The organism is Paraburkholderia acidisoli (genome assembly GCF_009789675.1).
In the GTDB taxonomy this organism is placed as follows: Bacteria; Pseudomonadota; Gammaproteobacteria; order Burkholderiales; family Burkholderiaceae; genus Paraburkholderia; species Paraburkholderia acidisoli.
This window is the reverse complement of the sequence record NZ_CP046913.1, coordinates 1,792,995-1,816,906: the sequence shown is the minus strand read 5'-3', so window position 1 is coordinate 1,816,906 and position 23,912 is coordinate 1,792,995. Positions and strand designations below refer to the sequence as shown.

Below are 23,912 nucleotides of genomic sequence, written 5' to 3'. Positions count from 1 at the left end.
GCGCGCAACGGCCGCGGCGGCCGACGGGTGATCGACGGATCGCCGGGCGGTCGTCGGCATCGGGCCGGTACCAGGTTGGAAGCGGCGCAGCGTGTGCGCCGCCAACCGTTTATCAGGGGTTGTCTCAGTCATGTCACGTCTTAAGGTTCTTTACGGGTTTCATGCGGTGACCGCACGTATGCGGCACGACGCGTCCACGGTCGAGGATGTCTATTACGACACGACGCGGCGCGATCGCCGCATGCAGGAATTCCTGCACGCCGCGAAAGAAGCGGGCGTGCGCATCATCGCCGCCGACGAGACGCGCCTCTGGGGTCTCGCGCACACCGAGCGCCATCAGGGCGTGGTCGCGCGCGTGCACGACGTGCCGCTCGCGCAGAATCTCGCGGAACTGCTCGACGGCATTCAGGGCGCGCCGCTCCTGCTCGTGCTCGACGGCGTGACCGATCCGCATAATCTCGGCGCGTGCCTGCGCGTGGCCGACGCCGCCGGCGCGCACGCCGTGATCGCGCCGCGCGACCGCGCCGTGGGTCTGAACGCCACGGCCGCGAAGGTCGCGAGCGGCGCCGCCGACACCGTGCCGTACATCACCGTGACGAATCTGGCGCGCGCGCTGCGCGAACTGAAGGACGCGGGCGTGTGGGTCGTGGGCACGTCCGGCGACGCCAAGGCGGGCCTCTACGAAACGAAGCTCGACGGTCCCGTGGCGCTCGTGATGGGCGCCGAAGGCGAGGGCATGCGCCGCCTCACGGGCGAGACCTGCGACGAAATCATGCGGATCCCGATGGCGGGCACGGTGGAAAGCCTGAACGTGTCGGTGGCGTCGGGCGTGTGCCTGTTCGAAGCGGTGCGCCAGCGCGCCGTGAAGCGCTAAGCGCGCCTCGCTTATCGAGCGTCTTCGCTTCAATGCAGTGAATCGTTTTTCGCGCGGCGCGCCCAGACGGGCGGCCGCGCGGGACGCGCCGGCAACTCCGGTAAACTGGCGTCTTCCCAGATATTTCCGCGTTTTCTCCTCCTCGGGCAGTACTCCCATGACTCAAGACGAACTCAAGCAACTAGTCGGCCAGGCCGCCGCCGACTATGTCAACGCGAACGTGCCGGAAGGCGCCGTGATCGGCGTCGGCACCGGCTCCACCGCGAACTGTTTCATCGACGCACTCGCGGCGAGCAAGGCCCGCTATCGCGGCGCCGTGTCCAGCTCGGTGGCCACCACGGCGCGGCTCGAGTCGCATGGTTTCAAGATTTTCGATCTCAACGAAATCGAATCGCTGCCCGTGTATGTCGACGGCGCCGATGAAATCGACGGCGAAGGCGCGATGATCAAGGGCGGCGGCGGCGCGCTCACGCGCGAGAAGATCGTCGCTTCGGTGTCGGACGTGTTCGTCTGCATCGCCGACGCGAGCAAGCGCGTGGATGTGCTCGGCAACTTCCCGCTGCCGATCGAAGTCGTGCCGATGGCGCGCACGGCCATCGGCCGCCGCGTGACGGCGCTCGGCGGCGTGCCGGTGCTGCGCGTGACGAAGGACGGCGCGCCGTTCATCACCGACAACGGCAACGAGATTCTCGACGTCAAGGGCCTGCGCATCAGCGATCCGCGCACGCTCGAAGCGCACGTGAACGCCTGGCCGGGCGTGGTCACGGTCGGTCTGTTCGCCACGCGCGGCGCGGACCTGTGCCTGATCGGCGGTGAGGCGGGCGTCGAGCGCGTCGAGTACCGCAAGGCGTAAGCGCTTAAGCGCCTTCTCGCGTCGATCACCACGCGGGACCCGAAAACGGCAGTGCCAGCACGCGAATGCGTGCGGCGCTGCCGTTTTTTTTCGTCCGTATGCGGCGCGCGCGGGGCTTGCCCGACGGACTTACGCGACCGTTTCGGCCTGACGCAGCCGCGGCAGCAGGCGGTCGAACTCGCTGCGCACGAGACCGTAGCATTCGCAGGCGCGCGCTTCGAGACCGGCGCGATCGAGCACGCGGATCCGCCCGCGGCTGTGGTGGATCAGGCCGTCGTTGTGCAGCTTGCCCGCCGCCTCGGTCACGCCTTCGCGGCGCACGCCCAGCATGTCGGCGATCAGCTGTTGCGTGACGGCCAGATCGTTCGACGCCACGCGATCCACTTCGATCAGCAGCCAGCGGCACAACTGCTTGTTGAGCGAATGATGGCGATTGCACGCGGCGGTCTGCGCCACCTGCGTGAGCAACGCGTGCATGTACAGCATCATCAGGCGACGCAGGAAGTCGGAGCGCGCGAACTGCTGGCGCAGGCTCTGCGCGCTCATGCGATACGCGAAGCCGGCGCATTGCACCTGCACGCGGTTCGGCATGGTTTCCCCGCCCGTGATGACGGGCACGCCCGTCATGCCTTCGCGGCCCACCGCGGCGATCTCCACCGAGCTGCCGTCTTCCATCGTCGAGAGCAGCGAGATGATGGCCGTGGTCGGAAAGTACACGTGGTGAATGCGCTGGCCGGAATCGCAGATGAGCTGTTCGGTACGCAGATGCACGAGTTCGAGATGCGGGGCGAGTGCTTGCCACTCGCTCGCCGGCAATGCGCCGAGCAGGTGGTTGCCGTGCAGATCGGATTGAAGGGTAAGCATGACTGGTCCTCGGTGGAGGCGGCGTAAGCCGCCCCTTGTTCTTCGATTCCGACTGCCGAACTATGGTTGTGCGCCGTTTCCCGTACGGCTTTGTTGTTCGTCGCGCCGGCCCCATGGTCGCGTTGCGTGTGCGCCGGTTGTCTTCCGTGCGCATACACGCATGTGTGGCGCGCTTTTCTTAGCAGGGTGTGTGCCAGCGCACACCAAAACGAGCACCGATGCGGCTTCCCGGCGACCTCGCACGGATCGAGCTTGCCGCAGTGCGGCGAGACCGCGCGTTTTTGTTTCACTTTTGTACGCCGCGCGACGTGCTCCAGCCTGAAAACGGCCAATTCGTATCGGTCTAGATCGTTGAAATGAATACGAATTTCATCGATTGAAAGGACTTTGTCAGAAATGAATCCAGCCTGAAACATCGGCGCGACAAGGCGCGGGCGCGGGCGCGTGCGCAGCGCTTCCCAGGCGCGTTTTGATTCATTTTTGTTGCGCTGCTTTTAGCGCGCGTGCGAGGCGCGCGAAAAAGCGTTCGGCGGTGAAACATCGCCGCGCGGCCCGTCGGCGTGGGGTCGCGCATCGTTATGAAAGGTGCGGCGGCCAGTGTGGGTGTGCGTACAGAGCGATGCGCCGCGGTTTGTTTCAATGGGGCATCAACGAAACGTTCGGACGAATCCGTACGCGCGCATCCGACAGATCAGCGCGAGGTGTGTGCCGAACCCCACCACAACAAATGCACACACGGATAGCCATCGGGGAGTGAACCGCATGAATCAGCTCGTGACGTCTGCGCGCCCGCGGGCCGCAGCGAACGAAGGCGAAGCCGCGTTCGCCGTTCATCAATCCGGAGCCCGACACTGACATGAGCCACCCGAACGATTTCGACAGCATGCCGACGTCCAACGCCGGTAACGCAGGCGCCTCTGAGAGCGGCGCGCCTTCCCTGCATTTGACTTACGAAAATGGCGGCAACGTACCGTCATCGAAGCAAGCCATGGCGAATTCCAGAGAATCGAATGAGAACAGTTCGCTTGCCACGCAAAGATCACGTCAGGAGATATCCTGGCTGGCGACTTATGCAAACAGCATGGCAACGTACGATATCAATTCGACGACGCACGAGGGCCCAGGTAGCAACCGGCAAACAGGGGCGATTTCGCCGCATCGGGGGAGTAGGGTCATGGAACTGGGTAACAAGGAACGCTCGCTCGTCAGTAAGGTCATGGACGGGCTGATTTCGGGCATCGTCGAGGAACGTTACGGGGCGATTCTGCCGCCGCAGGACGTGTTGTCGAAGGAATTCGACGTCAGCCGCACGGTGATGCGCGAAGCGCTCTCCATGCTGCTCGCGCGCCACATGCTGGACGTACGGCCGAAGATCGGCACGCGTATCCGGCCCATGCGCGACTGGCGCATGATCGACGAAGACGTGGTGAACTGGCGTTTTCGCGCGAAGCCCGACAACACGTTTTTGCGTGACGTGATCGAGTTTCGCGGCTCGATCGAACCGGCCGCGTGCGCGTTGGCCGCCGAACGCGCGAACGCGGCGGATATCGCCGGCATCCGCGATGCGTTCGAGGCGCTGCGCCAGATCGACGTCAACGATCCGGGCTTCCAGACCGCGGACGCGCTGTTGCATACGCGCATCCTCGCGGCGAGCGGCAATCAGTTTTATCAGCAGATGGCGGCCATCATGCGCGGCGCGCTCTCGCTCGTGAATCCGATCATCAACGCCCGCGAGGGCGGCTGGGAGAACGTGCTGGCCGCGCACGAGCGCGTGGTCGACGCGATCGAGCGGCGCGCGCCGAAGGAAGCCGAGGCGGCCGCGCGCGCGATGATCGAGTTCACGGCCGAGGAGTTGAGCCACGCGTTCGCGCCGAACGCGCTGCCGCATCACGAGCAACCGCTCGAACAGCGTTAGCGAACGTCGCGCGCGACGTGCGCGCGAGATGCGCACGAGAGGCGCAATTTCGTTGCCGGGGATCGCCGGGCGGCCTCGCCCGGCGCGGGTGGAGAGAATCAAAGACACTCGACTTGAACCGGCGAGCTTCAGCGAGCTTCGGCGAGTCGATTGCTAACGTCGATCAAACCATCGGGCATGATCGCGCGCCTGCCGATTGCGGCGCGGCGCGGCCACCGGTATCGTGCGTGTCTTTGGGCGCGCCGTGCGCGACGTCTTGCCGATGTGGCGTCGATATTGCATCGGCGATCAGGCGATCCGACGATCAGGCGACTCGCGCCGAGGTCTAGCCGGTCGCGCGGATCTCGCAGCACGGCGCCCCGGACCCTCACGCCGGAGCGCGCAACCCATGAACTCAGCTTCCCCCGACTCGCACGACGCACCCGGCACGATCCGCTGGGGCGTGATCGGCGCGGGCCGCATCGCCCATCGTTTCGTGCAGGGCGTCGCGCACGTGCCCGGCGCGCGCGTGGCGGCCGTCTGGTCGCGCCGCGCGGAACCGGCGCAAGCGCTCGCGCAAACCTGCGGCGCACAGACCTGCGAAAGTGTGGAGGCGTTGTTCGCGAGCGGCATCGACGCCGTCTATATCGCGACGATGCAGGACAGCCACGCGCACTACGCGATCGCCGCGCTCGACGCCGGCGTGCCCGTGCTGTGCGAAAAGCCCGCCACCGTGAACGGCGCGCAACTGGAGCGCGTGCTCGACGCCGCGCAGCGCAACGAGCGTCTGTTCATGGAGGCGATGAAGCCGCCGTTCTATCCGCTCTACCGTGCCTTGCGCGCGCATCTGGCCGCCGACCCGATCGGCCCGGTCGGGCTCGTGCGCGCGGGTTGTTCCGTGGCGAGCGTGCCGGCCGATCACCCGTCGCTGTCGTTCGAGCACGCGGGCGGGGCACTGCTCGACATCGGCGTGTACGAGATGTTTCTGGCCGTGGACTGGCTCGGCGCGCCGCGCGAAGTGCAGACGTTCGGCCGCCTCGGCGCGACCGGCGTCGACACGTTCGCGAGCCTGAACTGCGAGCACGAGCACGGCATCGCGCAGCTATTTTGCGGGCTCGATCTGCACGGTTTCGGCGACGCGCTGCTGGCGGGCCCGCTCGGCAACGTCACGATTCACGCGAACTGGTGGAATCCGGCGCGCGCGACGATCCGCTACGTGGATGGCCGCGTGGTGGAACTGGACGAACCGTTCGAGGGCGGCGGCCTCAATTACGAAACCGCGCATTTCTGCGAGCTGCTGCGCGCGGGCGAACTGGAAAGCCCGCTGATGACGCACGACACTTCGCGCCAGATGCTGGAGATGGCCGACGCGGCGCGCGCGGCGCTCGGTTTGCGCTTTCCCTGCGAGTTTTGATCCGCGCAGTCTCGTTGCGTTACCGATGCGACGCAACGTCGACGCAACCTCAGCGCAACTTCAACGCAACTTCAATGCCGCGAAGGCAGGGCGAGCTTCTTTTCGTACCAGTGCTGGACCCATTCGAGCACCTGGCACAGTACCCAGTAGATAGCGGCCGCCGCGAGATAGAGCGGCAGCGGCTGATAGGTCGACGCGATGATTTCCTGCGCGCTGCGCAGCAGCTCCGTCACCGTGATAACCGACACCAGCGAGGTGTCCTTGATCAGGCTGATGAGACTGTTCGAGAGGCTCGGCACGGCAATGCGCAGCGCCTGCGGGGCGATCACGTAGCGCAGCGTCTGGCTGCGCGAGAGCCCGAGGCTGTAGGCCGCGAGCCATTGGCCGCTGTGGATGCCGAGAATCGCGCCGCGCATGCTTTCCGAGAGATACGCCGCCACGTTCGCGGAGAGCGCGATCACGCCCGCGGGCGTGGGGTCGAGCGAAATGCCGAGGCTCGGCAAACCGTAATAGATCACGAAGATCTGCACGAGCAGCGGCGTGCCGCGCATCAGGCTCACGTACACGCGCGCGATGGCCACGAGCGGGCGGTTCGAGCTGATGCCCATGAGCGCGAGCACGGCGCCGCCCACGAGCCCGAAGATCATCGAAAGCACGGCGAACTTGATCGTCAGCACCGCGCCCTGCGCGAGCACCGGCAGCGACTGGATGATGAGCGTGTAGATGGGCATGGGCGTGAGGACGTGGTTAGCGGTTGAGCGTGGGGCGAGCGGTTGCGTTGCAAGCACTGGCCGCCGCGCAAAAACGAAGGGCGGCATCGTGCGATGCCGCCCCGTGCGTCATGCGGGCCGCGCGAGAATCGAGGCCGTCACGAGCGTTGCGATCATTGCGAAATCGGCTTGGACACGTCGATGCCGAACCATTTGTCCGAGATCTTCGCGAAGGTGCCGTCGGCTTCGAGTTGCGTCATGGCGTCGTCGATGGCCTTCGCGAACTTCGGATTGCCCTTCTTGAACGGAATGCCCGACGGGTTGCCCGCGCCGACGTTCGAACCCGTGCGCAGCGGCAACTGCGAGTTCTTGAGCAGATAGGCGAGCATCAGGCGGTCGTTGAGCGCGGCGTCCAGACGGCCGGCGGCGAGATCGCGCAGATATTCGGGGGCGCCCGGGTACGTCTTCACGTCGATACCCGGCACCGACTTCGCCATGTCCATGTAGTTCGTGCCGAGACCCACGCCGAGCTTCTTGCCCTTGAGGTCGTCGAGCGTCTTGAACTGGCGCGTGTCGTCCTTGCGCTGGATCAGCTGTGCGGCCGAGTACGTGTACGCCGGCGAGAAGTCGAGCACGGCCTTGCGCTGGTCGGTGATGCCGACCTGGTTCACGATCACGTCGAACTTGCCGGCTTGCAGACCGGCGATGATGCCGCTCCATTCGGTCGTGACGAACTCGGGCTTCAGGCCCATTTTCGCGGCGACGGCCTTGGCGATGTCGACGTCATAGCCGACCAGTTCGCCGTTGGGCGCCTTCGAATTGAACGGGGGGAAGGTGCCTTCCAAGCCGATGCGCAGCGTGCCGCGCGCCTTGACCTGGTCGAGCAGGTCTTCGGCGTGCGCGCTGGCGGCGACGAACGATGCGCCGACGAGCGCGAGTGCGAAGAGTTTTTTCAGCAAGCCGGATTTCATGTTTTCCTCTTGTTCAGCTGCGATTTGTCTACCGTAGCCACGGCGCCTCCGATGCGCCATGACTAGCCCGTGACTATAGCTTTACGCGCGGCCCGAAGCCAGCGCCCGCGCGCAGTCGGCGACCAGCGCTGGGCCGCGATAGATGAAGCCCGTGTAGATCTGCACGAGCGCGGCGCCTGCCGCGATCTTTTCGCGCGCGTCCTCGCCCGAGAAGATGCCGCCCACGCCGATGATCGGCACCTGCTCGCCGAGTTCGGCGCGCAGCTTGCGGATCACGTTGTTCGAGGCTTCGAAGACCGGGCGCCCCGAGAGGCCGCCGGTTTCATTGGCGTTCGGCAGGCCTTCCACGGCGGCGCGCGAGAGCGTGGTGTTGGTCGCGATCACGCCTTCGATCTGGTGGCGCAGCAGCGTGTCGGCGATTTCCTTGATCTGTTCGTCGTCGAGATCGGGCGCGATCTTGAGCGCGAGCGGCACGAGCTTGCCGTGCAGGTCGGCGAGACGCTGCTGCTTGTCCTTGAGCGCGGCGAGCAGGGCGTCGAGTTCGCCGCCGCCTTGCAATTGACGCAAGTTCTTCGTATTCGGCGACGAGATGTTGATCGTCACGTAGCTCGCGAACGGATAGACGCGCTCGAGGCAGAAGAGGTAGTCGTCGGCGGCGCGCTCGATCGGCGTATCGGCGTTCTTGCCGATGTTCAGGCCGAGAATGCCGCGATAGCGCGCGGCCTGCACGTTCTTCACGAACTGCTCGACGCCGTGATTGTTGAAGCCCATGCGATTGATGATGCCGCCCGCCTGCGGCAGCCGGAAGATCCGCGGACGCGGGTTGCCGGGCTGCGGACGCGGCGTGACCGTGCCTACTTCGATAAAGCCGAAACCGAGCGCGGCGAAGCCGTCGATGGCGGCGCCTTCCTTGTCGAGACCCGCGGCGAGACCCACCGGATTGCGGAACGTCAGGCCCATGACGGTGCGCGGCGAATCGGGCACGCGCGGCGCAAGCAGGCTGGCCATGCCGGTGCGGCCGGCCGCGCCGATCATGCGCAATGAGAGATGGTGGGCGTCTTCGGCGTCCATGCGAAAGAGCTGATCGCGGACGAACGGATAAAGGGTGCTGAACACGGGAGGAAGGCGCGGGCGCCGGGAAAAATGGGAACCCGCTATTTTAGCGGCAACGGGCGCGGCGGGCGACGCGACGAAAATCGGATGCGCTCACGCGGCGATGCGCAATGGATGCGCCGACGGGCCGAGAGCGAGTGCCAGCGCGGCTTCGCGCGTGCGGCAAGCCGTGGCAAGCCGCGTTAGCCTTCGGTTTCGAGCGCCGTCCAGGCGCCGTCGAACAGGCCTTCGAGCGGCTGGAAGCGCGCCTTGTACGCCATTTTCGGGCTTTCGCGGATCCAGTAGCCGAGATAGACGTAGGGCAATTGCAGACTGCGCGCCTGCTCGATCTGCCAGAGGATGTTGTAGGTGCCGTAGCTCGTATGCGGCGCGTCGGGCTCGAAGAACGTGTACACCGACGACAAACCGTCGCCGAGGATGTCGATCATGCTCACCATGCGCAGCACGCCGGGCGCGCCGGCTTGATCGGCCGGCTCGCGAAACTCCACGAGCCGTGAATTGATCCGGCTCTGCAGCAGGAATTGTTCGTACTGGTCACGGCTGTCGCGGTCCATGCCGCCGCCCGCATGACGCGCCGACTGGTAGCGCATGTAGAGCGCGTAGTGCGTTTCGTCGTAGTGGAGCGGCGCGACCGTCGCGACGAGATCGCCGTGCTGCTTCCAGGCGCGCCGCTGCGTGCGGTTCGGCGTGAAGCGCTCCACGGGCACGCGCACCGGCACGCACGCGCGGCAGCCGTCGCAATACGGGCGGTACGTGAATACACCCGAGCGGCGAAAGCCCGCTTTCACGAGGTCGGTATACACGTCGGAATTGATGAGGTGACTGGGCGTGGCCACCTGCGAGCGCGCGATGCGCCCCTCCAGATAACTGCAGGGGTAGGGCGCCGTTGCATAGAATTGCAGCGCGGAAAGCGGTGAAAGCGGCAGCTCGTTGGGATGCGTCACGTTGGCAGCTCTCGTAGCAGTTCGGATCGTCGCGAGGTGCGAGGCGTGGTGCGCAGGCGCGAATGGCAAGCGCCACGGTCGCTTGCGGCGCGGCGTTCTGGTCGCCGCATGCCGCGTGCCAGCGCGGGCGCGACGGCTTCTGACTTGAGTCTAACATTGACGCCGAGCAGGTATCCATCGAATTGAACCCGCCTCGGCGGCGCAGTCGCGAACCCGCGACACGCCCGCCGCGCGAGGCTCCGGCCGCTCAGGCCGCCGGCAACACGGCGCCCGGCGCGCCGTGGCCGCCGGTCCAGTCGGCGAGCACCTGCTTGTCGAAGCGCCATGCGATGGGCGCGCCGCGCACATGCGTACGCACGTGCGCGATGAAGGCTTTGCGCGCGATTTCGCGACCGCCGAGCGATGCGAGATGCGCCGTGTTCTGCTGACAGTCGATCAGCTCGACGTGATGGCGGCGCAAATGCGCGACGAGCGCGGCGAGCGCGATTTTCGAGGCGTCGGTCATGGAGGCGAACATCGATTCGCCGAAAAACATCGTGCCGAGCGCCACGCCGTAGAGGCCGCCCACGCGCTGGCCGTCGTGCCAGGCTTCGACGCTGTGCGCGTCGCCCACGCGATGCAGCGCCGAATAGGCGTCGATCACGTCGGCGGTGATCCAGGTGCCGCGCTGGCCGTGGCGCGGCGCGCTCGCGCACGCGCGCATGACGGCGGCGAAGTTATCGTCGACACGGATTTCCCAGGCGTCGTCGCGCAACACGCGTTTGAGCGTTTTTTTCAGCGATGGCGAGACCTTGAACTCGGCGGGACGCAGGATCATGCGCGGGTCGGGACTCCACCAGAGCACGGGCTGGCCGTCGGAGTACCACGGGAAGATGCCGTGCCGGTAGGCGTCCAGCAGACGCGAGGGCAGCAGGTCGGCGCTGGCGGCGAGCAGGCCCGGCGCGCCGCTCGCTATGCCAAGGGCGCGTTCGACCGGCGGAAACGGGTCGTCGGGCGCGAGCCAGGGAACCATCGCGGCGCGCGAGCCCGGTCAGCCTTCGCGCAGCGGGCGCAGCACGTCGCCCGTGTGTAGCCCGAAGCTGCCCGATTCGCGATCGGCAAAGAAAAAGCGCAGCGTTTGTCCGACCGTGGGAAACGCGATGTCGTCCCACGGAATTTCGTGCTCCTCGAAAAGGCGCACTTCGAGGCTTTCCTCGCCGGCTTCGATGTCGAGATCGAGCATTCGCGCGAGGTAGAACATATGCACCTGATGCACACGCGGCACGTTCAGCAGCGAGTAGAGATTTTGCACTTCGACGCGCGCGCCGGCTTCTTCCAGCGTTTCGCGTGCGGCGGCCTCGGCCGTGGTTTCGCCCATTTCCATGAAGCCGGCGGGCAGCGTCCAGTAGCCGTAGCGCGGCTCGATGGCGCGGCGGCAGAGCAGGACCTTGTCCTCCCAGACGGGAACAGTGCCCACCACATTACGCGGATTCTGATAATGGATGGCGCCGCAACTCGCGCAGACGTAGCGTTCGCGATTGTCGCCGGGCGGAACGAGCAGGCTGACCGCCTGACCGCAAGTCGAGCAGAATTTCATGGGCACGCCAGGGAAATGGGTGTTGCGAGTTTATCACCGGACGGGCGGCTGTCGGAGTCGTCCGATCGGGTTAGGAAATGACGATACGCGCATAAGCGCGGCAGGATGGTGACGGGCTGGCGGTTCGTTGAGCGGTTCGCCGGGGGCGGCTGCAATGGTTCTTTCGGCTGATTCGCGAACGGTTCGGCATCGCCGCTTTGGGGTGTTCGGACGCCGGGAGAACGGTGGGCCACCGCGGCATACCCCGAAGTCGCTCGTGCCAGCGGGATGGATTGCCGTGCCCCATCTGGTGCGGCAATCGGCCAGGGTTGCGGCCTGCTCCCTCTGCACTGGCCTCAGCGAGTGCTTTTACGGCTTGCCAGCCCGGGCAACGCTGGATTGCCTGGCAGCGCGTGGGCGAAGCGCTACGTTTCGATTTATCGCGCATGAAATTGTTCAGACGTTTCCGAAACGCCGGCGCGCTAACGTTCTTTGACACCTATTTTTCGGGCCCCGCAAGAATCGCGAGCTAAATTCTTGCGGGGTGGGTTCGATGCATCGGGGTGACCGGCTGGTCTATAGCCGTTCGCGGAACATGCTCGTGGCTATCGGGGAAACGGCGACGGCATCGGGCCAATCCGGGGAGGCACGCGGGGCGCGACGGTCGGGCAATAGTCGCTTACTGCAGTGTCTTGTCCCTGCTGCATTGCTGGCACTCGCGCCGATGCTCGCGTTTGCGCAGATCGTGGCAGGCGGTGCGCACGCGCCTTGTCATCCAGACGCCGACCTGACGGCGACGGGCGCGGACATCAATCTCGCAGGCGGTGGCACTCTCGCCGCAAACGGAAATGTGACCTTGCAGGCTGCAAAGGCTACGTCGACCACGGACAGCAACAGTTCGGGAAGCGACAGCCACGGCAGTTACTCGGAGTCCTTGCACCGGTCGGACGACGCGCTCACGGCAACCACGCTTAACGCGGGCAATTCGCTGACCGTGGCATCGGACAAGGACATCAACGTCACGGGCAGCGCAATCAGTCTCGACAAGGGCACCGCTACGCTCGCGGCGACGGGTAACGTCAACGTCGGCGCGGCGACGGAAGCGCACCGGGAACGGACAGGAGCAGCACAGGCACAGCAACGTCGTAAGCGGCAAGGAAGTCGCGAGTTCGAGCAACACCACGGCCACGCTCTCACAGGGCAGCATGGTTTCGGCCGATGCCGTGACCATCGCCAGCGGCAACGCATCAACGTGAAAGGCAGCACGATTGTCGGCACGAATGACGTCGCGCTTCCGCGGTTACGAGCGGCTGAATGAATGACCTTTGCGAAGAGTTGGGGGCGGCGGCCGTACTCACATTTTCGGCTGTCATATGCATCAGGTCACTCTTGTAATTCCGCCCGTATTGCGTCGTCACATTCGAAACGGTGTGAGCGTGTCGAATCATTTGCCACGCTCACCCGTTCTTCCCATACTTCCCAATCCAATATGCGCACTGTTGCGGCCGGCTCAATTGCCCAAGCTTGGTTCGGCTCGACCAGTGGTGGCCGCGAATAGCTCACAAGCAACTCTCTTTATATTAATAAGAGACGCACCCGGTCGTTCGTACAGTCAGATGGATAGCCGTCGACGCCTCATTGTGGTCAGGTAAGCCCGATCTTCGTTTGCCTCTCAACAGTAAGAGCTTGCAAACGAGACGCCACGCGCTTTATTACTGACTGCCAGTCGCCTGGTTTAGGCTGTCGAACCATCGTCACGCTGTCATACCATCGCTGCGATTCGCCGGTTCCCCACGCCCATTGCGAAACGTGATCTAACATGCCGATGACCGGTACGCCGAGCGCGCCACCGAGATGCAAAGGAGCACTGTCGATCGTGACGACCGCATCAAGCGCGGTCATATGGGCCGCTACGTCTTCGAAGCCGTCGTTGTAAAGTCCTGTCAAGTCACACTGCGGCACGGTGCTGGGCAGCGACTCGGAGCCCGGTGTTAGCGGATGAAAAGTCACGCCGGGTCCTGTGCATCCTGCTGATGCGGCGTTTCTCTTTTGTTCATCGCTCAGCCCGCGGTCCACGCCATGTTACGATCCGCAGCATTCAAACGAGCGTGCGAGAGGCGAGCGGTCGTGACTGACAAGAAGATTGACGAGAAGGATCTCAAGGAAAAGAAGAGCTGGAAGAACAACCTGTTGTCCTCCAGCGTGCCAATGGAATTCGAGGTATCCAAAATATTGGTGAAGCATGGCTTTTCCACCAGTGCCGACTATTCCTATACCCGGCACGGTGCTCAGGGTAGAGATGACTTTTCGGTTGACCTTCACGCGTCGACCTACCTGCCGTATCGCCGGCCGAACGAGATCACAACAGAATTCCATCTGTTGATAGAGTGCAAGCATAGGCATCGGAACAACAAGTGGTTGTTCTTTCCAGACCCGAACCTCGGCGAATTCTCCTCATTTACCTTGGGCCATACACTGCGGGTCGTAGATGATTTTGCTCCCGTGATGCTGGAAGACCAGCCTTCTACCTCTTTTGACAGTAAGGCGAATTTCTGTCTGAAGGGTGTGGAGATCGACCTGAACAACGGAACGGTGCATGACGCCGAAATAAGAAGAGGCTTAGCGCAACTTCAATACGCTCTGCCGCGCCTGCTTACGGAAGCGATTGAGTGGAACTTGGGCATGTTCCAGGAAGAGTGCTATCCCTTCCTCTTCTGTCCTATCCTGCTGACGACATCGGAAATACTGGTCGCAAAAGCCGACACTACAATTGCAAGCGTGGAGAGTGCAGACGCGCTTGCGGACCTTGCAACACCCGCCCCTTGGGTTGTGGTCCACTGCGAGCAGACGCAGGACTTTCAGCGGCATCGTCAGATCGCTTGCGACGCATTGTCCGGGCTGGTCGAGTCGGGTGCTACTGACTGGGTAGACGCAGTGAGGAAAGAGGCCGGAGTTCACGAGTACGGTCTTCCTTCTGCCGCTTGTGAAGAACTGACCGACGGATATTCACGCGGAAGACTCGGCAAATACTTCGGACAGTTCATCGTCTGCTCATTGCCGCACTTCGAGTCGCTGCTAAGCAAGCTGAAGGCAGTCGCCGGCAAGACTGACAAGAGTCGAAAGTTACTCTGGGCAAACCCTCCGGCAGAAGCGGCGGAATGATGCCCGTTGCCCACTCCGAGCGGCCTGGGAGGGGCGGGGCGAAAGTCGGATTTGAAACAAACGAAACACCCTTCCCTTCGTTTCTTTCGCAAAAAGTCGACTTTTCGCGTGGGGTTCCCCCCGCAACCTTTAGGGGCGTGATCGTCTAAATAGGCATGTTCGGGTCAAGCTCTGGGTTCGAACTAGCGTCTGGTTCCCGCAGGAGTGATCCAGTTTCGAGCAGGTGCTTCGAGCGCCGGTCAAGGTCGTTCGGAAAGTAGCGCATCCGCAGCCCAAAAGCCCAGTTCGGCCACCGTCTAAATACGAACCTGTCGAGGTAATAGTTCGCAAGCGTTGCGTGCTCCACGCTGCGTTCCCATGCCCACGTTGTTTTTGCAACCTGAAGGTCCAGCTTAAACTCGGCTGCTTCAGCGTCGTCTGGCGAGGCGTGCGGGGCTCGGGCTTCATTGCGCGCTTCGCGGTAACGCTCAAGAGCTGGCTCAAATTGCTCATGCATCCAATGTGCATGAAAGAGATGGCTGTAGACCCGCGCGTCAATATCGTAGAGTTGGGTGATGACCGGACTATGCAGAGTGGTGAGAGTTGGGCGCGCCCTGAGAAGCATGTCACAGACGAGACGTGCTTTGCCACGCCTGTCTCGGCGGCTGACCTTCTTGGCCTTATCAATCTCATCGTTGCAGGCTCGGAGGCTCATAACTTCGGGAAGCACCGTACTTGCCGCTATGCGCCGCTCTCTTCGCGTAGCGCGTGCCGCCACGATGAGCGCGCCGGTAACACCCATCAGGCCACCGATTACGGCGCCAGCCAAGTCTTGCCAGTCGTGAAGTGTGGCGATGAAGTCAAAGCTTTGGGGAATTGGCAGCTGCGAGCAGATGAGTGCGGCCGCTTGAGTGATCTGGAACACATGCGCATCTGTGGCCAAGGTCTGCCCCTCTTGTTTTCTTCCCGCTAGTCTACCAACCCTTTTTCACACGGATAGTCGCGAACCAGTGCGGGTGCACAGGCCTGATTCGACCCGTGGGCAGGCTGGAGAGGGGTGGCAGGTGTGAGAGAAGAGACAAGGACGGGAAGCCCTCAGAGGCCCAGAAACACAAAAACCCGCCTAAGCGGGTTCTTTGTTGCTGACTGTTTGCTGCCGAATTCTTGCCAGTTTTGCCCACCTATTGCGCAAATCCGGGAAAGGCAAGAACTGCCCAAAACTTCAGAATTCCTGCAAAGCCTTACTAGGCTTTGGTTGCGGGGGTAGGATTTGAACCTACGACCTTCGGGTTATGAGCCCGACGAGCTGCCAGACTGCTCCACCCCGCGTCCGTCGAAGAAAAGATTATAGGACACTTCTCGCCGCATTGCAACAGTGAAGTGACAAATGCCTTTCCGACCGGTTGCAACGCGCGGCCACCCGGTGCTCCAGGCGCGCACGCAGGCCAAACGCAAGAAATCGCCAGGATAGAATCGGGCACTGAATCGGCTGAACAACCCGGCTCGTTAATCCGACTCAAGCCTGACTCAAGCCCGACTCAAGCTCTGACTCGAGCAGGCCATCAGCGAGCCCCCGGCGGCCTCAAAAAGCGCAAGCACTGCCGCGCAACGCCGCGCCGCCCACGCTCCACCTCCGCAAACTTTCTCGCACGCCCATCCATGGACATCACTCTCGATCTGCAGTCGATTGCCGCGCAGGAACATGCGCTCGTGTTTCCCCGTTTCGACGCCGATCGCGCCTGGCAACTCGGCTCGCATCTGCATGAACTCGCGCGGGCGCGCTCGCTGCCGATCGCCATCGACATTCGCACGTTCGGCCAGCAACTCTTTGCGTGCGCACTGGAAGGCGCCACGCCCGACAACGCCGACTGGGTGCGTCGCAAGTCGCGCGTGGTCGAGCATTTCCGCCGCAGCTCGTACGCGATTGGCCTGCGCATGCAGCAAACGGGGAGTTCGCTCGCCGAAAAGCACGGTCTGCCGATCGGCGATTACGCGCCGCACGGCGGTTCGTTTCCGCTGACGGTGGCGGGCGCGGGTGTGATCGGGTCGATCACGGTGTCGGGCATGCCGCAGCGCGCCGATCATGAACTCGTGGTCGAGGCGCTCTGCGCGCAACTCGACGCCGACTACGGTCAACTCGCCCTTGCGAAGGCCTGAGGCGATGCGGCTGTCTCCCTGGACCTGGCTCGCCCTTTCCATCGTCGCCGAGGTCATCGCCACCTCGGCGTTGCGCGCGTCGGACGGCTTCACGCGTCTCGTGCCGTCGGCCATCGTGATCGCGGGCTACGGAATCGCGTTTTACGGGCTCTCGCTCACGTTGCGCAGCTTGCCCGTCGGCATCGTCTATGCGGTGTGGTCGGGCGTCGGTATCGTGCTCATCACGCTCGTCGCGATCGTGCTCTATAAACAGGTGCCTGACCTGGCCGCGGTGTGCGGGCTCGGGCTGATCGTCGCCGGTGTGCTCGTGCTCAATCTGTTTTCGAAAATGCAGGCGCACTGAAAGCGCCTGGCGCGAGCCGCGCGACGCCAGCGTGTTGTTCGGCCGCCGCAAGACTCAAGGTCGGCAAGCATCGGCCGCGCGCGGTCTCAGCAATCCGGCGGCAGGATGCGTATGCCGGCTGCCGCCACCGTTTCGCGGCTGCGTTCGCCTTCGAGCGTCGCCGCGTCCTCCCACACGCTGATCGCGCGCGAGACGTCGACGTCATGTTCCTGCGCGTAGCGGAACCAGCGGCTCGCGGCCTGCTGTTCCGTGATTTCCTTGTCGGCCACGTAGTAGCGGCCGTTGAGCCGGGTCGTCGTTGTCATGGGATGAATGTCGGTAGAAGTCGGGAGAAAAGGGCACGTATCGCGCAGCGTGTAGCAGTTTTCGTGCGCGCACAGGTTCGCGTCAGCGCTAATGCGTCGCGCGTAACATGTGCGGGCAATCCCGCCGTCCGCCGGTGAGACTTTCATTCTGCTGAATTTGCCAACGGGGCTGCCATGATTATCCGCTTTCCCGCCGATGCGCCGCTGTACCGCGACGCGAACCTGACCGTGGTGTTTCCGGCCCTCGTCGACGGCGCGCGCGTGCCGTGCGCGATTTCCGTCGAGGCGCTCGAGGATCACTTCGGCGCGTTGCCCGCGAGCCGCGATGCGTGGATGCAGGCGTTCGACGAAGGCCGCGCGCGCATCGAAGCGGTGGCGCGCGCGCATCTCGAGCTGAGCAACGGCACGCCGGTGCTGCTCAAGAGCGGCCATTTTCCGCCAGGCCGGCTGGCGTCCTGACATCGCCGGGCTGCCAGCCGCCGATGTCGTTTTTTGTCGATGTGTGCTGTTGCGAGCGATTTTGCGTGTGACGTTGCGCGTCAAGTCGCGCTTCATGTCGACGGGCATCGCCGCCCACCCAGGTCACGAGCATTGCCTTCATGAGTCTCGCCGAACGCAAAGCGCGTCGCGCATCGAAGCCGCCCGAGTCGCATGCCATGCCCGCGCGGCACGATGAACACGCGCGCGACGCGCACGCGCAGCAGCAACGCGAGCGCATTCTCGACGCCGCGCGCCGCATCGTCTTGCGCGAGGGGATCGACGCGCTTTCGATGCGCAAGATCGCCGATGCGATCGGTTATTCGGCCGCGTCGCTCTACCTGTATTTCGAGGGCCGCGACGAGATCGCGCGTGCGCTCGGTCGCGACGGGCTCGCGCAATTGCTCGCGCATCTCGCCGGTCCGGCGCAAGTCGCCGAGGCGCGTGCGCGACTGCACGCGCTCGCGCACGCCTATGTGGCGTTTGGCTGCGAGCACGCGCAAACCTACGCGCTGATCTTTGCGGCGCCGCCTGCACCGGCAACGCCGTCGAAGCGCCCACGCGCGCGCGCAGAGCGGGAAGGCCGTGAGGCGGCACCCTGCGCCGAATGCGTCGCGGCGATCGCGGAAACCTGCGGCGCCGAGTTGTTCGCCCCCACGCTCGCGCAACTGGATGCCAGCTTCGACGCCGTGGTCTGCGAGACGCTCGCGCACGCGTTATGGGCCACGCTGCACGGCGTCGTCATGCTGTGCCATGCGCATGCCACCGGTTTCGATCGCGAGGCACGCGGTCCGCTGATCGATGCGGCGCTCGACGCGTGGTTCGGCGCGCACGCGTCTCACGCTGCCCGCGCCGGCGACGCCGCCCGCAGCGACGTGATAGCCTCGTAAGCCTTGACTTTGCGCGCCACGCCGCCGATCGCCATGTCAAATCCTCGCCAGCCCGACCTGCAGCCCGACTCGCAGCCCCAGGCTCAGCCCGAACCCCAACCGCCCGCCGCCGATCCCGAAACGCACGTGCTCACCCGCGTCGCCAACGGCATCGGCTATCTCGAACTCGATCGTCCGCAGGCGCTCAACGCGTTGACCACCGCAATGGTGCGCGCGCTGCGCACGGCGCTCGAACGCTGGCGCGACGATCCGGCCGTGCTGGCGGTGATCGTGCGCACGCCGCATCCGCGCGCGTTTTGCGCGGGCGGCGACGTACGCTATCTCTACGCGTCGTATCGCGCGGGCGACCAGGCCGCCGTCGACACCTTTTTCACCGACGAATATCGCCTCAATCACGCGATCGCCACGTATCCCAAGCCGTATCTCGCGTTTCTCAACGGCGTGGTGATGGGCGGCGGCATGGGCATTTCGCAGGGCGCGCATCGCACGGGCGGCCTGCGCGTGGTGGGAGCGAGCGCGCGGCTGGCGATGCCGGAGACGCGCATCGGCCTCTTTCCCGACGTCGGCATGGGCTGGTATCTCGCGCGCACGCCGGGCGCGCTGGGCCGTTATCTCGCGGTGACGGGCGAAACCATCGACGCGGCCAGTGCGCTTTACGCCGGTCTCGCCGACGTGTCGCTCGACGAAGCCGCGTGGCCCGAACTGTTCGCCGCGCTCGAACGCGAGCGTTTCGCCTCGGGCGCACAGGTCGTCGAATTCGTGCGCGACGCCGCGCGTTCCGCCGACGACACCCGGCGTCTCGCCGACGCCTCCGCGCTCGCACTCGCGCGCGCATGGATCGACACGCACTTTTCTCTGGACGATGTGAATGCGGTACTCGCTTCGCTCGAAGCGGCGCAGCGCGCGGGGCAGGGTAGCGAAGCCGAATGGGCCGGGCAGACGGTCGGGGTGCTACGCGAGCGCTCGCCGTTGTCGATGGCGGTATCGCTCGACGTGGTGTCGCGCGCGGAAAGCACGATCTCGGACTGCCTGCGCCGCGACCTCGATCTGACGCGTTCGAGCTTCGCGACCGGCGACGTGATGGAAGGCATTCGCGCGCGCCTCATCGACAAGGACAATCGTCCGCACTGGCGTATCGCGCGGATCGAAGACGTGCGCCGCGACGAGGTGGACGCCATGTTCGCGAGCCCGTGGCGTCCCGCGGAGCATCCGTTGCGCGGGCTCAATGGCTGAACAACCCGGAGGCTGGGCCACGCGGCGGCCAGGCGTCTGAAGCGGAAGCGGCCGCCGCGCCAACCCGAACGCGCGGGGTTTCAGTCTTCGTCGGTTTCGTTCATGAAGGCGCGCATGAAGACGAGCGCGCCCCAGCCCCACATGGCGTTCGAGCCGAAGCCCATGGCGAGGCGCGGCAGCATGTTGCCGCTCGGCCAGATACCGCGCAGCGGATCGACGACGAACACGGTGGCCGCCGTCAGCACGAGGCCGCCGAACACGAATGCCTGCACCCACGGCGCGGGCCGCGAGGGCGACACGCGCAACAGCCACGCCATCAGCACCGCCCAGAACGCGCTCCAGATCGCATTGACGAGAAACTCGGGCAGGCCGAGCGGTTGAAACGGATCGGTCGAGAAGCCCGCCGCGTCGATGACCTGCGCGGCGTGCAGGAGGGCGAGCGTCGCTTCGCGAAAGAACAGCGACGCGAGAAAGCCGGAGACGAACGGCAGAATGATCTTTTGCATGTAGAGCGAGAGTGCGAGGCTTCGGCGCGAGGGGCAGTGCGGCGAGCCGGAAGGGTTGTGGTGCGTGCGCCATTATATCGGCGGCTGCGGCGCATGGGCGCGGCTGTGCGGGGCGTTTCTCGCGTCGCGCGCGCCCGGATCGCGTGCGAGGCCAACGTGCGCTTCGTATGCTAAAGCGTCGGGCAAAGCACGAAAGTGGAAAACCTAAGCTCAAAAAAATCGTTCTAAAGGCCTGAGGCCATCCCTAGACTGATTCCCCATGCAGACGGCGCGGTCGCGCCGCTTTGGTTCGGCGCAACACGTGCGCCGCCGACATCCCGACAAACCCTTCATGAACGGTGCGCCCGCGCGCCGGGCACGAACACGCCTGTTTCAACGGGGTTTGCTCGATACGCGTGTCGAGCCGCATTCGCGCATCCCAACAAAATCGCAGGCAGGAGCAACGCATGAATGTGTTCTGGTTCATTCCGACCCACGGCGACAGCCGTTATCTGGGCACCACGGCAGGCGCGCGCGCCACGGACCTCGCGTATTTCCAGCAGATCGCCGTCGCCGCCGACACGCTCGGCTACGAGGGCGTGCTGCTGCCCACGGGCCGGTCGTGCGAGGACGCCTGGGTGGTCGCGTCGAGCCTGATCGCGGCTACGCGGCGCCTGAAGTTTCTGGTGGCGATTCGCCCCGGTCTGTCATCGCCGGCATTGTCCGCGCGGATGGCCGCGACCTTCGACCGGCTGTCGAACGGGCGCCTGCTCATCAACGTCGTGACGGGGGGCGACACGACCGAACTCGAAGGCGATGGTTTGTTCGTCGATCACGACACGCGCTACGAGATCACCGACGAATTCCTGCACATCTGGCGCAAGCTGCTCGCGGCCTCGCACACCAACGAGGCAATCGACTTCGAAGGCCAGCATTTGCGTTCGGTGGGCGGCAAGGCGCTGTATCCACCGGTGCAGAATCCGCATCCGCCGCTGTGGTTCGGCGGGTCGTCGCCGGCCGCGCACGCCATGGCGGGCGAGCACATCGACACCTATCTCACGTGGGGCGAACCGCCCGAAGCCGTTGCGAAGAAGATCGCCGACATTCGCGCGCGCGCCGCCGGGCATGGCCGCACGATTCGCTTCGGCATACGCCTGCACGTGATCGTGCGCGAGACGGAAGACGAGGCGTGGGCCGCCGCCGACAAGCTCATCAGCCATCTCGACGACGCCACCGTGGCGCGCGCCCAGGCGGCGTTCGGCAAGATGGACTCGGAAGGCCAGCGCCGCATGGCCGCGCTGCACGGCGGCAAGCTGGGCTCGCGCCAGGATCTGGAGGTGTATCCGCACCTGTGGGCGGGCGTGGGTCTCGTGCGCGGCGGCGCGGGCACGGCGCTCGTGGGCAATCCCCAGCAGGTCGCGGCGCTCATGCAGGAATACGCCGCTCTCGGCATCGAGACGTTCATTCTCTCGGGCTATCCGCATCTTGAGGAATCCTACCGTTTTGCCGAACTCGTGTTTCCGCTGCTGCCGGGGCGCGGCGCGAAGGGCGTGAACGGCGCGAACGTCGGAAGCGTGCCGCTCTCGGGGCCGTTCGGCGAGGTGGTCGGCAATCACTATTTGCCGAAAGTCAGCCAGAGCTAAGACGCGGGAGGACGCAAACGATGACTCAATCCGCACTTTCCACGGCGCGTTCGACCACGGCGGCGGCAGCGAGCGTGCCCCAACCCGTTGCCCGGCCGCGTTCGGCTCGCGCCATCGCACGCAAGCGTTTCGCGCGCCTCGCGCCGTGGCTCGTGCCGCTCGCGATTCTTGCGCTGTGGGAGATCGGCGCGCGCATCGGCGTGATCTCGACGCGCGTGCTGCCCGAACCGGTCGCGGTGTTGCGCGCGGCGTGGACGCTGATCGAATCGGGCGAAATGTGGCAGGACGTGCGCGTGAGCACGTGGCGCGCGCTTTCGGGCTTCGCGATCGGCGGGGCGGTCGGGCTCGTGCTTGGGCTCGGCACGGGCCTCTTCAAGCCAGTCGAAACCGCGCTCGATTCGACCGTGCAGATGGTGCGCAACATTCCCGCGCTCGCGATGATTCCGCTCGTGATTCTGTGGTTCGGCATCGGGGAGGAAGCAAAGGTGTTCCTCGTCGCGCTCGGCGTGTTTTTTCCCATCTACGTGAACACGTTTCACGGCATTCGCTCGGTCGACGCCAATCTCGTCGAGATGGCGCGCAGCTACGGGCTCAAGGGTTTCGCGCTGTATCGCGAGGTGATTTTGCCGGGGGCGTTGCCGTCGATTCTCGTCGGCGTGCGCTTCGCGCTCGGGCTGATGTGGGTGACGCTGATCGTCGCCGAAACGATTTCCGCGCAATCGGGCATCGGCTACATGACGATGAACGCGCGCGAGTTCTTGCAAACCGATGTGGTGGTGGTCGGCATTCTGCTCTATGCCGCGCTCGGCAAACTCGCCGACTGGCTCGCGAAGCGGCTCGAACGCGCCGCGCTGCGCTGGCACCCCGCGTATCAACAGGAGGGCGACGCATGAGTGCGAGCCAACTGGCGCCGGCGTACGGCGAAGGGCTGAAGGGCTTCGAGCGCGCGCCGTCGCGCGAACGCGGTGATGTCGCGCTAACGCGCGACGCCGCTGCGTTGCGCACGCACGAGCGTGCCGGCGACGCCGCGGTGGCATTGCACGGCGTGGGCAAGCGCTTCGGCGAGCGTACCGTGCTGAGCGACTTCGATCTGTCGATCGAGCGGGGCAGCTTCGTGTCGATCGTCGGCCGCAGCGGCTGCGGCAAGTCCACGCTGCTGCGTCTGATCGCGGGCCTGGAGACGCCCGATGCGGGCGCGGTGGAGCGTCGCGGCGTGGGCGGCGCGGCGCTAGAGACGCGCATCATGTTTCAGGACGCGCGCCTGCTGCCGTGGAAAACGGTGCTGCAAAACGTGATGCTGGGCCTGCCGCGCCATGCTCGCGACGACGCGCGCGCGGTGCTCGACGAAGTGGGCCTGCTCGCACGCGCCGACGACTGGCCCGCGCAACTCTCGGGCGGTCAGCGTCAACGCGTGGCACTCGCGCGTGCGCTCGTGCATCGGCCGAGCCTCCTGCTGCTCGACGAACCGCTCGGTGCACTGGACGCGCTCACGCGCATCGAAATGCACGCGCTCATCGAACGGCTGTGGCGCGAGCACCGCTTCACGGCACTGCTCGTCACGCACGATGTGCACGAAGCCGTGGCGCTCGGCGATCGCATTCTGCTCGTGGAGGCCGGGCAGATCGCGCTCGATCAGGCGGTGCCGCTGGCGCGGCCACGTGCCCGCGTGGACGCGCGTTTCGCCGAGCTCGAAGAGCGCGTGTTGCAGCGCGTGCTTGGCAACGGCGCGGCCGCCGCGGTCTGAGCTTCGACACTTCTTCAGTACCCGTACTCAGTACACCTCATTTCAACATTCGAATCGTGGAGCAAGAACCATGGGCATTACTGCTATCAATGTGCGCAACCAGTTTCGCGGCAAGATCAAGGAGATCATTCGCGGTCCCGTGGTATCGGAAGTCGATGTGGATACCTCGTTCGGTATCGTCACCTCGGTGATCACCACGCGCTCCGTCGACGAACTCGAACTGAAGGTGGGTTCGGAAGTGGTCGCGCTGGTCAAGTCGACGGAGGTGTCGATCGCGCGCCTTTGACGCGGTAAGCGTGCTT

26 protein-coding genes and 1 tRNA gene are annotated in these 23,912 nt (G+C 64.9%); 15 read left to right on the top strand and 12 right to left on the bottom strand.

What is annotated here, in order from left to right; genetic code table 11:
• Positions 1–130: 130 nt before the first annotated feature.
• Both rlmB and rpiA read left to right on the top strand, forming a co-directional pair.
• Complete coding sequence (gene rlmB / locus FAZ98_RS07935; protein WP_158950413.1) at positions 131–874, top strand: 23S rRNA (guanosine(2251)-2'-O)-methyltransferase RlmB; 744 nt, start codon at positions 131–133, stop codon at positions 872–874.
• Positions 875–1,031: 157 nt separating this feature from the next.
• A complete protein-coding gene (gene rpiA / locus FAZ98_RS07930; protein ID WP_158950411.1) occupies positions 1,032–1,727 on the top strand; it encodes a ribose-5-phosphate isomerase RpiA in 696 nt (231 codons plus the stop codon).
• Positions 1,728–1,856: 129 nt separating this feature from the next.
• Here the strand turns inward: rpiA and FAZ98_RS07925 are convergent, their stop codons facing one another.
• Entirely contained in the window at positions 1,857–2,591 is a 735-nt protein-coding gene (locus tag FAZ98_RS07925; protein WP_158950409.1) for a Crp/Fnr family transcriptional regulator, read from the bottom strand.
• A gap of 1,174 nt (positions 2,592–3,765) precedes the next feature.
• On the opposite strand from FAZ98_RS07925, the gene FAZ98_RS07920 reads away from it, so the two are divergent.
• Both FAZ98_RS07920 and FAZ98_RS07915 read left to right on the top strand, forming a co-directional pair.
• Positions 3,766–4,506 carry a FadR/GntR family transcriptional regulator gene (locus tag FAZ98_RS07920; protein ID WP_158951909.1) on the top strand — a complete coding sequence of 247 codons (741 nt, stop codon included), beginning with the start codon at positions 3,766–3,768 and terminating at the stop codon, positions 4,504–4,506.
• A 388-nt stretch (positions 4,507–4,894) separates the two neighbouring features.
• Positions 4,895–5,899: a Gfo/Idh/MocA family protein gene (locus FAZ98_RS07915; RefSeq protein ID WP_158950407.1), complete on the top strand. Its 1,005-nt coding sequence runs from the start codon at positions 4,895–4,897 to the stop codon at positions 5,897–5,899.
• Positions 5,900–5,970: 71 nt separating this feature from the next.
• Here FAZ98_RS07915 and FAZ98_RS07910 read toward each other — a convergent pair whose 3' ends face one another.
• The 6 genes from FAZ98_RS07910 to FAZ98_RS07885 all read right to left on the bottom strand — a co-directional run bounded on the left by FAZ98_RS07910 (position 5,971) and on the right by FAZ98_RS07885 (position 11,213).
• Complete coding sequence (locus FAZ98_RS07910) at positions 5,971–6,630, bottom strand: amino acid ABC transporter permease (protein ID WP_158950405.1); 660 nt, start codon at positions 6,628–6,630, stop codon at positions 5,971–5,973.
• A 152-nt stretch (positions 6,631–6,782) separates the two neighbouring features.
• Positions 6,783–7,580: a cystine ABC transporter substrate-binding protein gene (locus FAZ98_RS07905; protein ID WP_158950403.1), complete on the bottom strand. Its 798-nt coding sequence runs from the start codon at positions 7,578–7,580 to the stop codon at positions 6,783–6,785.
• 81 nt (positions 7,581–7,661) lie between these two features.
• On the bottom strand, positions 7,662–8,696 hold the full coding sequence (locus FAZ98_RS07900) for a quinone-dependent dihydroorotate dehydrogenase (RefSeq protein WP_158950401.1): 1,035 nt from the start codon (positions 8,694–8,696) through the stop codon (positions 7,662–7,664).
• Positions 8,697–8,875: 179 nt separating this feature from the next.
• The gene (locus FAZ98_RS07895; RefSeq protein ID WP_158950399.1) at positions 8,876–9,637 is read right to left on the bottom strand and encodes an arginyltransferase; all 762 of its coding nucleotides are present in this window, start codon (positions 9,635–9,637) and stop codon (positions 8,876–8,878) included.
• Positions 9,638–9,884: 247 nt separating this feature from the next.
• A complete protein-coding gene (gene aat / locus FAZ98_RS07890; RefSeq protein ID WP_158950397.1) occupies positions 9,885–10,649 on the bottom strand; it encodes a leucyl/phenylalanyl-tRNA--protein transferase in 765 nt (254 codons plus the stop codon).
• 18 nt (positions 10,650–10,667) lie between these two features.
• Positions 10,668–11,213 (bottom strand): NUDIX hydrolase, encoded by a 546-nt coding sequence (locus FAZ98_RS07885; protein ID WP_158950395.1) that lies wholly within the window; start codon positions 11,211–11,213, stop codon positions 10,668–10,670.
• 703 nt (positions 11,214–11,916) lie between these two features.
• Between FAZ98_RS07885 and FAZ98_RS07880 the strand changes: the two genes are divergently transcribed.
• Positions 11,917–12,510: a hemagglutinin repeat-containing protein gene (locus FAZ98_RS07880; protein WP_407671999.1), complete on the top strand. Its 594-nt coding sequence runs from the start codon at positions 11,917–11,919 to the stop codon at positions 12,508–12,510.
• A 326-nt stretch (positions 12,511–12,836) separates the two neighbouring features.
• On the opposite strand, the gene FAZ98_RS07875 is transcribed toward FAZ98_RS07880, so the two are convergent.
• Positions 12,837–13,202, bottom strand: coding sequence for a glycosyltransferase family 9 protein (locus FAZ98_RS07875; RefSeq protein WP_325072301.1), 366 nt, complete (start codon positions 13,200–13,202; stop codon positions 12,837–12,839).
• A gap of 117 nt (positions 13,203–13,319) precedes the next feature.
• On the opposite strand from FAZ98_RS07875, the gene FAZ98_RS07870 reads away from it, so the two are divergent.
• Positions 13,320–14,354 carry a Rossmann-fold NAD(P)-binding domain-containing protein gene (locus FAZ98_RS07870; protein WP_158950391.1) on the top strand — a complete coding sequence of 345 codons (1,035 nt, stop codon included), beginning with the start codon at positions 13,320–13,322 and terminating at the stop codon, positions 14,352–14,354.
• 145 nt (positions 14,355–14,499) lie between these two features.
• Here FAZ98_RS07870 and FAZ98_RS07865 read toward each other — a convergent pair whose 3' ends face one another.
• On the bottom strand, positions 14,500–15,258 hold the full coding sequence (locus FAZ98_RS07865; RefSeq protein WP_158950389.1) for a hypothetical protein: 759 nt from the start codon (positions 15,256–15,258) through the stop codon (positions 14,500–14,502).
• Positions 15,259–15,585: 327 nt separating this feature from the next.
• Positions 15,586–15,662, bottom strand: a tRNA-Met gene (locus FAZ98_RS07860).
• A gap of 330 nt (positions 15,663–15,992) precedes the next feature.
• On the opposite strand from FAZ98_RS07860, the gene FAZ98_RS07855 reads away from it, so the two are divergent.
• The gene (locus tag FAZ98_RS07855) at positions 15,993–16,490 is read left to right on the top strand and encodes a heme-degrading domain-containing protein (protein ID WP_158950387.1); all 498 of its coding nucleotides are present in this window, start codon (positions 15,993–15,995) and stop codon (positions 16,488–16,490) included.
• A gap of 4 nt (positions 16,491–16,494) precedes the next feature.
• Complete coding sequence (locus FAZ98_RS07850) at positions 16,495–16,833, top strand: DMT family transporter (RefSeq protein WP_158950385.1); 339 nt, start codon at positions 16,495–16,497, stop codon at positions 16,831–16,833.
• An 86-nt stretch (positions 16,834–16,919) separates the two neighbouring features.
• Here FAZ98_RS07850 and FAZ98_RS07845 read toward each other — a convergent pair whose 3' ends face one another.
• Complete coding sequence (locus FAZ98_RS07845; RefSeq protein ID WP_158950383.1) at positions 16,920–17,138, bottom strand: hypothetical protein; 219 nt, start codon at positions 17,136–17,138, stop codon at positions 16,920–16,922.
• 174 nt (positions 17,139–17,312) lie between these two features.
• On the opposite strand from FAZ98_RS07845, the gene FAZ98_RS07840 reads away from it, so the two are divergent.
• From FAZ98_RS07840 to FAZ98_RS07830, 3 genes are all read left to right on the top strand, one after another.
• Positions 17,313–17,597 (top strand): DUF1488 family protein, encoded by a 285-nt coding sequence (locus FAZ98_RS07840; RefSeq protein ID WP_158950381.1) that lies wholly within the window; start codon positions 17,313–17,315, stop codon positions 17,595–17,597.
• 140 nt (positions 17,598–17,737) lie between these two features.
• The gene (locus tag FAZ98_RS07835) at positions 17,738–18,505 is read left to right on the top strand and encodes a TetR/AcrR family transcriptional regulator (protein WP_158950379.1); all 768 of its coding nucleotides are present in this window, start codon (positions 17,738–17,740) and stop codon (positions 18,503–18,505) included.
• A 33-nt stretch (positions 18,506–18,538) separates the two neighbouring features.
• On the top strand, positions 18,539–19,738 hold the full coding sequence (locus tag FAZ98_RS07830; RefSeq protein WP_158950377.1) for an enoyl-CoA hydratase/isomerase family protein: 1,200 nt from the start codon (positions 18,539–18,541) through the stop codon (positions 19,736–19,738).
• 80 nt (positions 19,739–19,818) lie between these two features.
• Here FAZ98_RS07830 and FAZ98_RS07825 read toward each other — a convergent pair whose 3' ends face one another.
• Positions 19,819–20,244, bottom strand: a complete 426-nt coding sequence (locus tag FAZ98_RS07825) for a hypothetical protein (protein WP_158950374.1) — start codon at positions 20,242–20,244, stop codon at positions 19,819–19,821.
• Positions 20,245–20,690: 446 nt separating this feature from the next.
• Here FAZ98_RS07825 and ssuD point away from each other — a divergent pair, with 446 nt between their 5' ends.
• From ssuD to FAZ98_RS07805, 4 genes are all read left to right on the top strand, one after another.
• Entirely contained in the window at positions 20,691–21,866 is a 1,176-nt protein-coding gene (gene ssuD, locus FAZ98_RS07820; protein ID WP_158950372.1) for an FMNH2-dependent alkanesulfonate monooxygenase, read from the top strand.
• 20 nt (positions 21,867–21,886) lie between these two features.
• Entirely contained in the window at positions 21,887–22,759 is an 873-nt protein-coding gene (gene ssuC / locus FAZ98_RS07815; protein WP_158950370.1) for an aliphatic sulfonate ABC transporter permease SsuC, read from the top strand.
• Positions 22,756–23,610: an ATP-binding cassette domain-containing protein gene (locus FAZ98_RS07810; protein ID WP_158950368.1), complete on the top strand. Its 855-nt coding sequence runs from the start codon at positions 22,756–22,758 to the stop codon at positions 23,608–23,610. Before ssuC ends, FAZ98_RS07810 begins: the two co-directional genes overlap by 4 nt.
• Positions 23,611–23,680: 70 nt before the next feature.
• Positions 23,681–23,896, top strand: coding sequence for a TOBE domain-containing protein (locus FAZ98_RS07805; RefSeq protein WP_158950366.1), 216 nt, complete (start codon positions 23,681–23,683; stop codon positions 23,894–23,896).
• The last annotated feature ends 16 nt before the right edge of the window (positions 23,897–23,912 follow it).

Excerpts from the sequence above, each read along its gene's own strand:
- FAZ98_RS07880 (WP_407671999.1), top strand. The coding sequence starts at position 11,917 with ATGCTCGCGTTTGCGCAGATCGTGGCAGGCGGTGCGCACGCGCCTTGT.
- rlmB (WP_158950413.1), top strand. The coding sequence starts at position 131 with ATGTCACGTCTTAAGGTTCTTTACGGGTTTCATGCGGTGACCGCACGT.
- ssuC (WP_158950370.1), top strand. The coding sequence starts at position 21,887 with ATGACTCAATCCGCACTTTCCACGGCGCGTTCGACCACGGCGGCGGCA.
- FAZ98_RS07885 (WP_158950395.1), bottom strand. The coding sequence starts at position 11,213 with ATGAAATTCTGCTCGACTTGCGGTCAGGCGGTCAGCCTGCTCGTTCCG.
- FAZ98_RS07805 (WP_158950366.1), top strand. The coding sequence starts at position 23,681 with ATGGGCATTACTGCTATCAATGTGCGCAACCAGTTTCGCGGCAAGATC.
- FAZ98_RS07910 (WP_158950405.1), bottom strand. The coding sequence starts at position 6,630 with ATGCCCATCTACACGCTCATCATCCAGTCGCTGCCGGTGCTCGCGCAG.
- ssuD (WP_158950372.1), top strand. The coding sequence starts at position 20,691 with ATGAATGTGTTCTGGTTCATTCCGACCCACGGCGACAGCCGTTATCTG.
- FAZ98_RS07810 (WP_158950368.1), top strand. The coding sequence starts at position 22,756 with ATGAGTGCGAGCCAACTGGCGCCGGCGTACGGCGAAGGGCTGAAGGGC.
- rpiA (WP_158950411.1), top strand. The coding sequence starts at position 1,032 with ATGACTCAAGACGAACTCAAGCAACTAGTCGGCCAGGCCGCCGCCGAC.
- FAZ98_RS07905 (WP_158950403.1), bottom strand. The coding sequence starts at position 7,580 with ATGAAATCCGGCTTGCTGAAAAAACTCTTCGCACTCGCGCTCGTCGGC.
- FAZ98_RS07850 (WP_158950385.1), top strand. The coding sequence starts at position 16,495 with ATGCGGCTGTCTCCCTGGACCTGGCTCGCCCTTTCCATCGTCGCCGAG.
- FAZ98_RS07835 (WP_158950379.1), top strand. The coding sequence starts at position 17,738 with ATGAGTCTCGCCGAACGCAAAGCGCGTCGCGCATCGAAGCCGCCCGAG.
- FAZ98_RS07915 (WP_158950407.1), top strand. The coding sequence starts at position 4,895 with ATGAACTCAGCTTCCCCCGACTCGCACGACGCACCCGGCACGATCCGC.
- FAZ98_RS07845 (WP_158950383.1), bottom strand. The coding sequence starts at position 17,138 with ATGACAACGACGACCCGGCTCAACGGCCGCTACTACGTGGCCGACAAG.
- FAZ98_RS07925 (WP_158950409.1), bottom strand. The coding sequence starts at position 2,591 with ATGCTTACCCTTCAATCCGATCTGCACGGCAACCACCTGCTCGGCGCA.
- FAZ98_RS07920 (WP_158951909.1), top strand. The coding sequence starts at position 3,766 with ATGGAACTGGGTAACAAGGAACGCTCGCTCGTCAGTAAGGTCATGGAC.
- FAZ98_RS07830 (WP_158950377.1), top strand. The coding sequence starts at position 18,539 with ATGTCAAATCCTCGCCAGCCCGACCTGCAGCCCGACTCGCAGCCCCAG.
- FAZ98_RS07855 (WP_158950387.1), top strand. The coding sequence starts at position 15,993 with ATGGACATCACTCTCGATCTGCAGTCGATTGCCGCGCAGGAACATGCG.
- aat (WP_158950397.1), bottom strand. The coding sequence starts at position 10,649 with ATGGTTCCCTGGCTCGCGCCCGACGACCCGTTTCCGCCGGTCGAACGC.
- FAZ98_RS07840 (WP_158950381.1), top strand. The coding sequence starts at position 17,313 with ATGATTATCCGCTTTCCCGCCGATGCGCCGCTGTACCGCGACGCGAAC.
- FAZ98_RS07825 (WP_158950374.1), bottom strand. The coding sequence starts at position 20,244 with ATGCAAAAGATCATTCTGCCGTTCGTCTCCGGCTTTCTCGCGTCGCTG.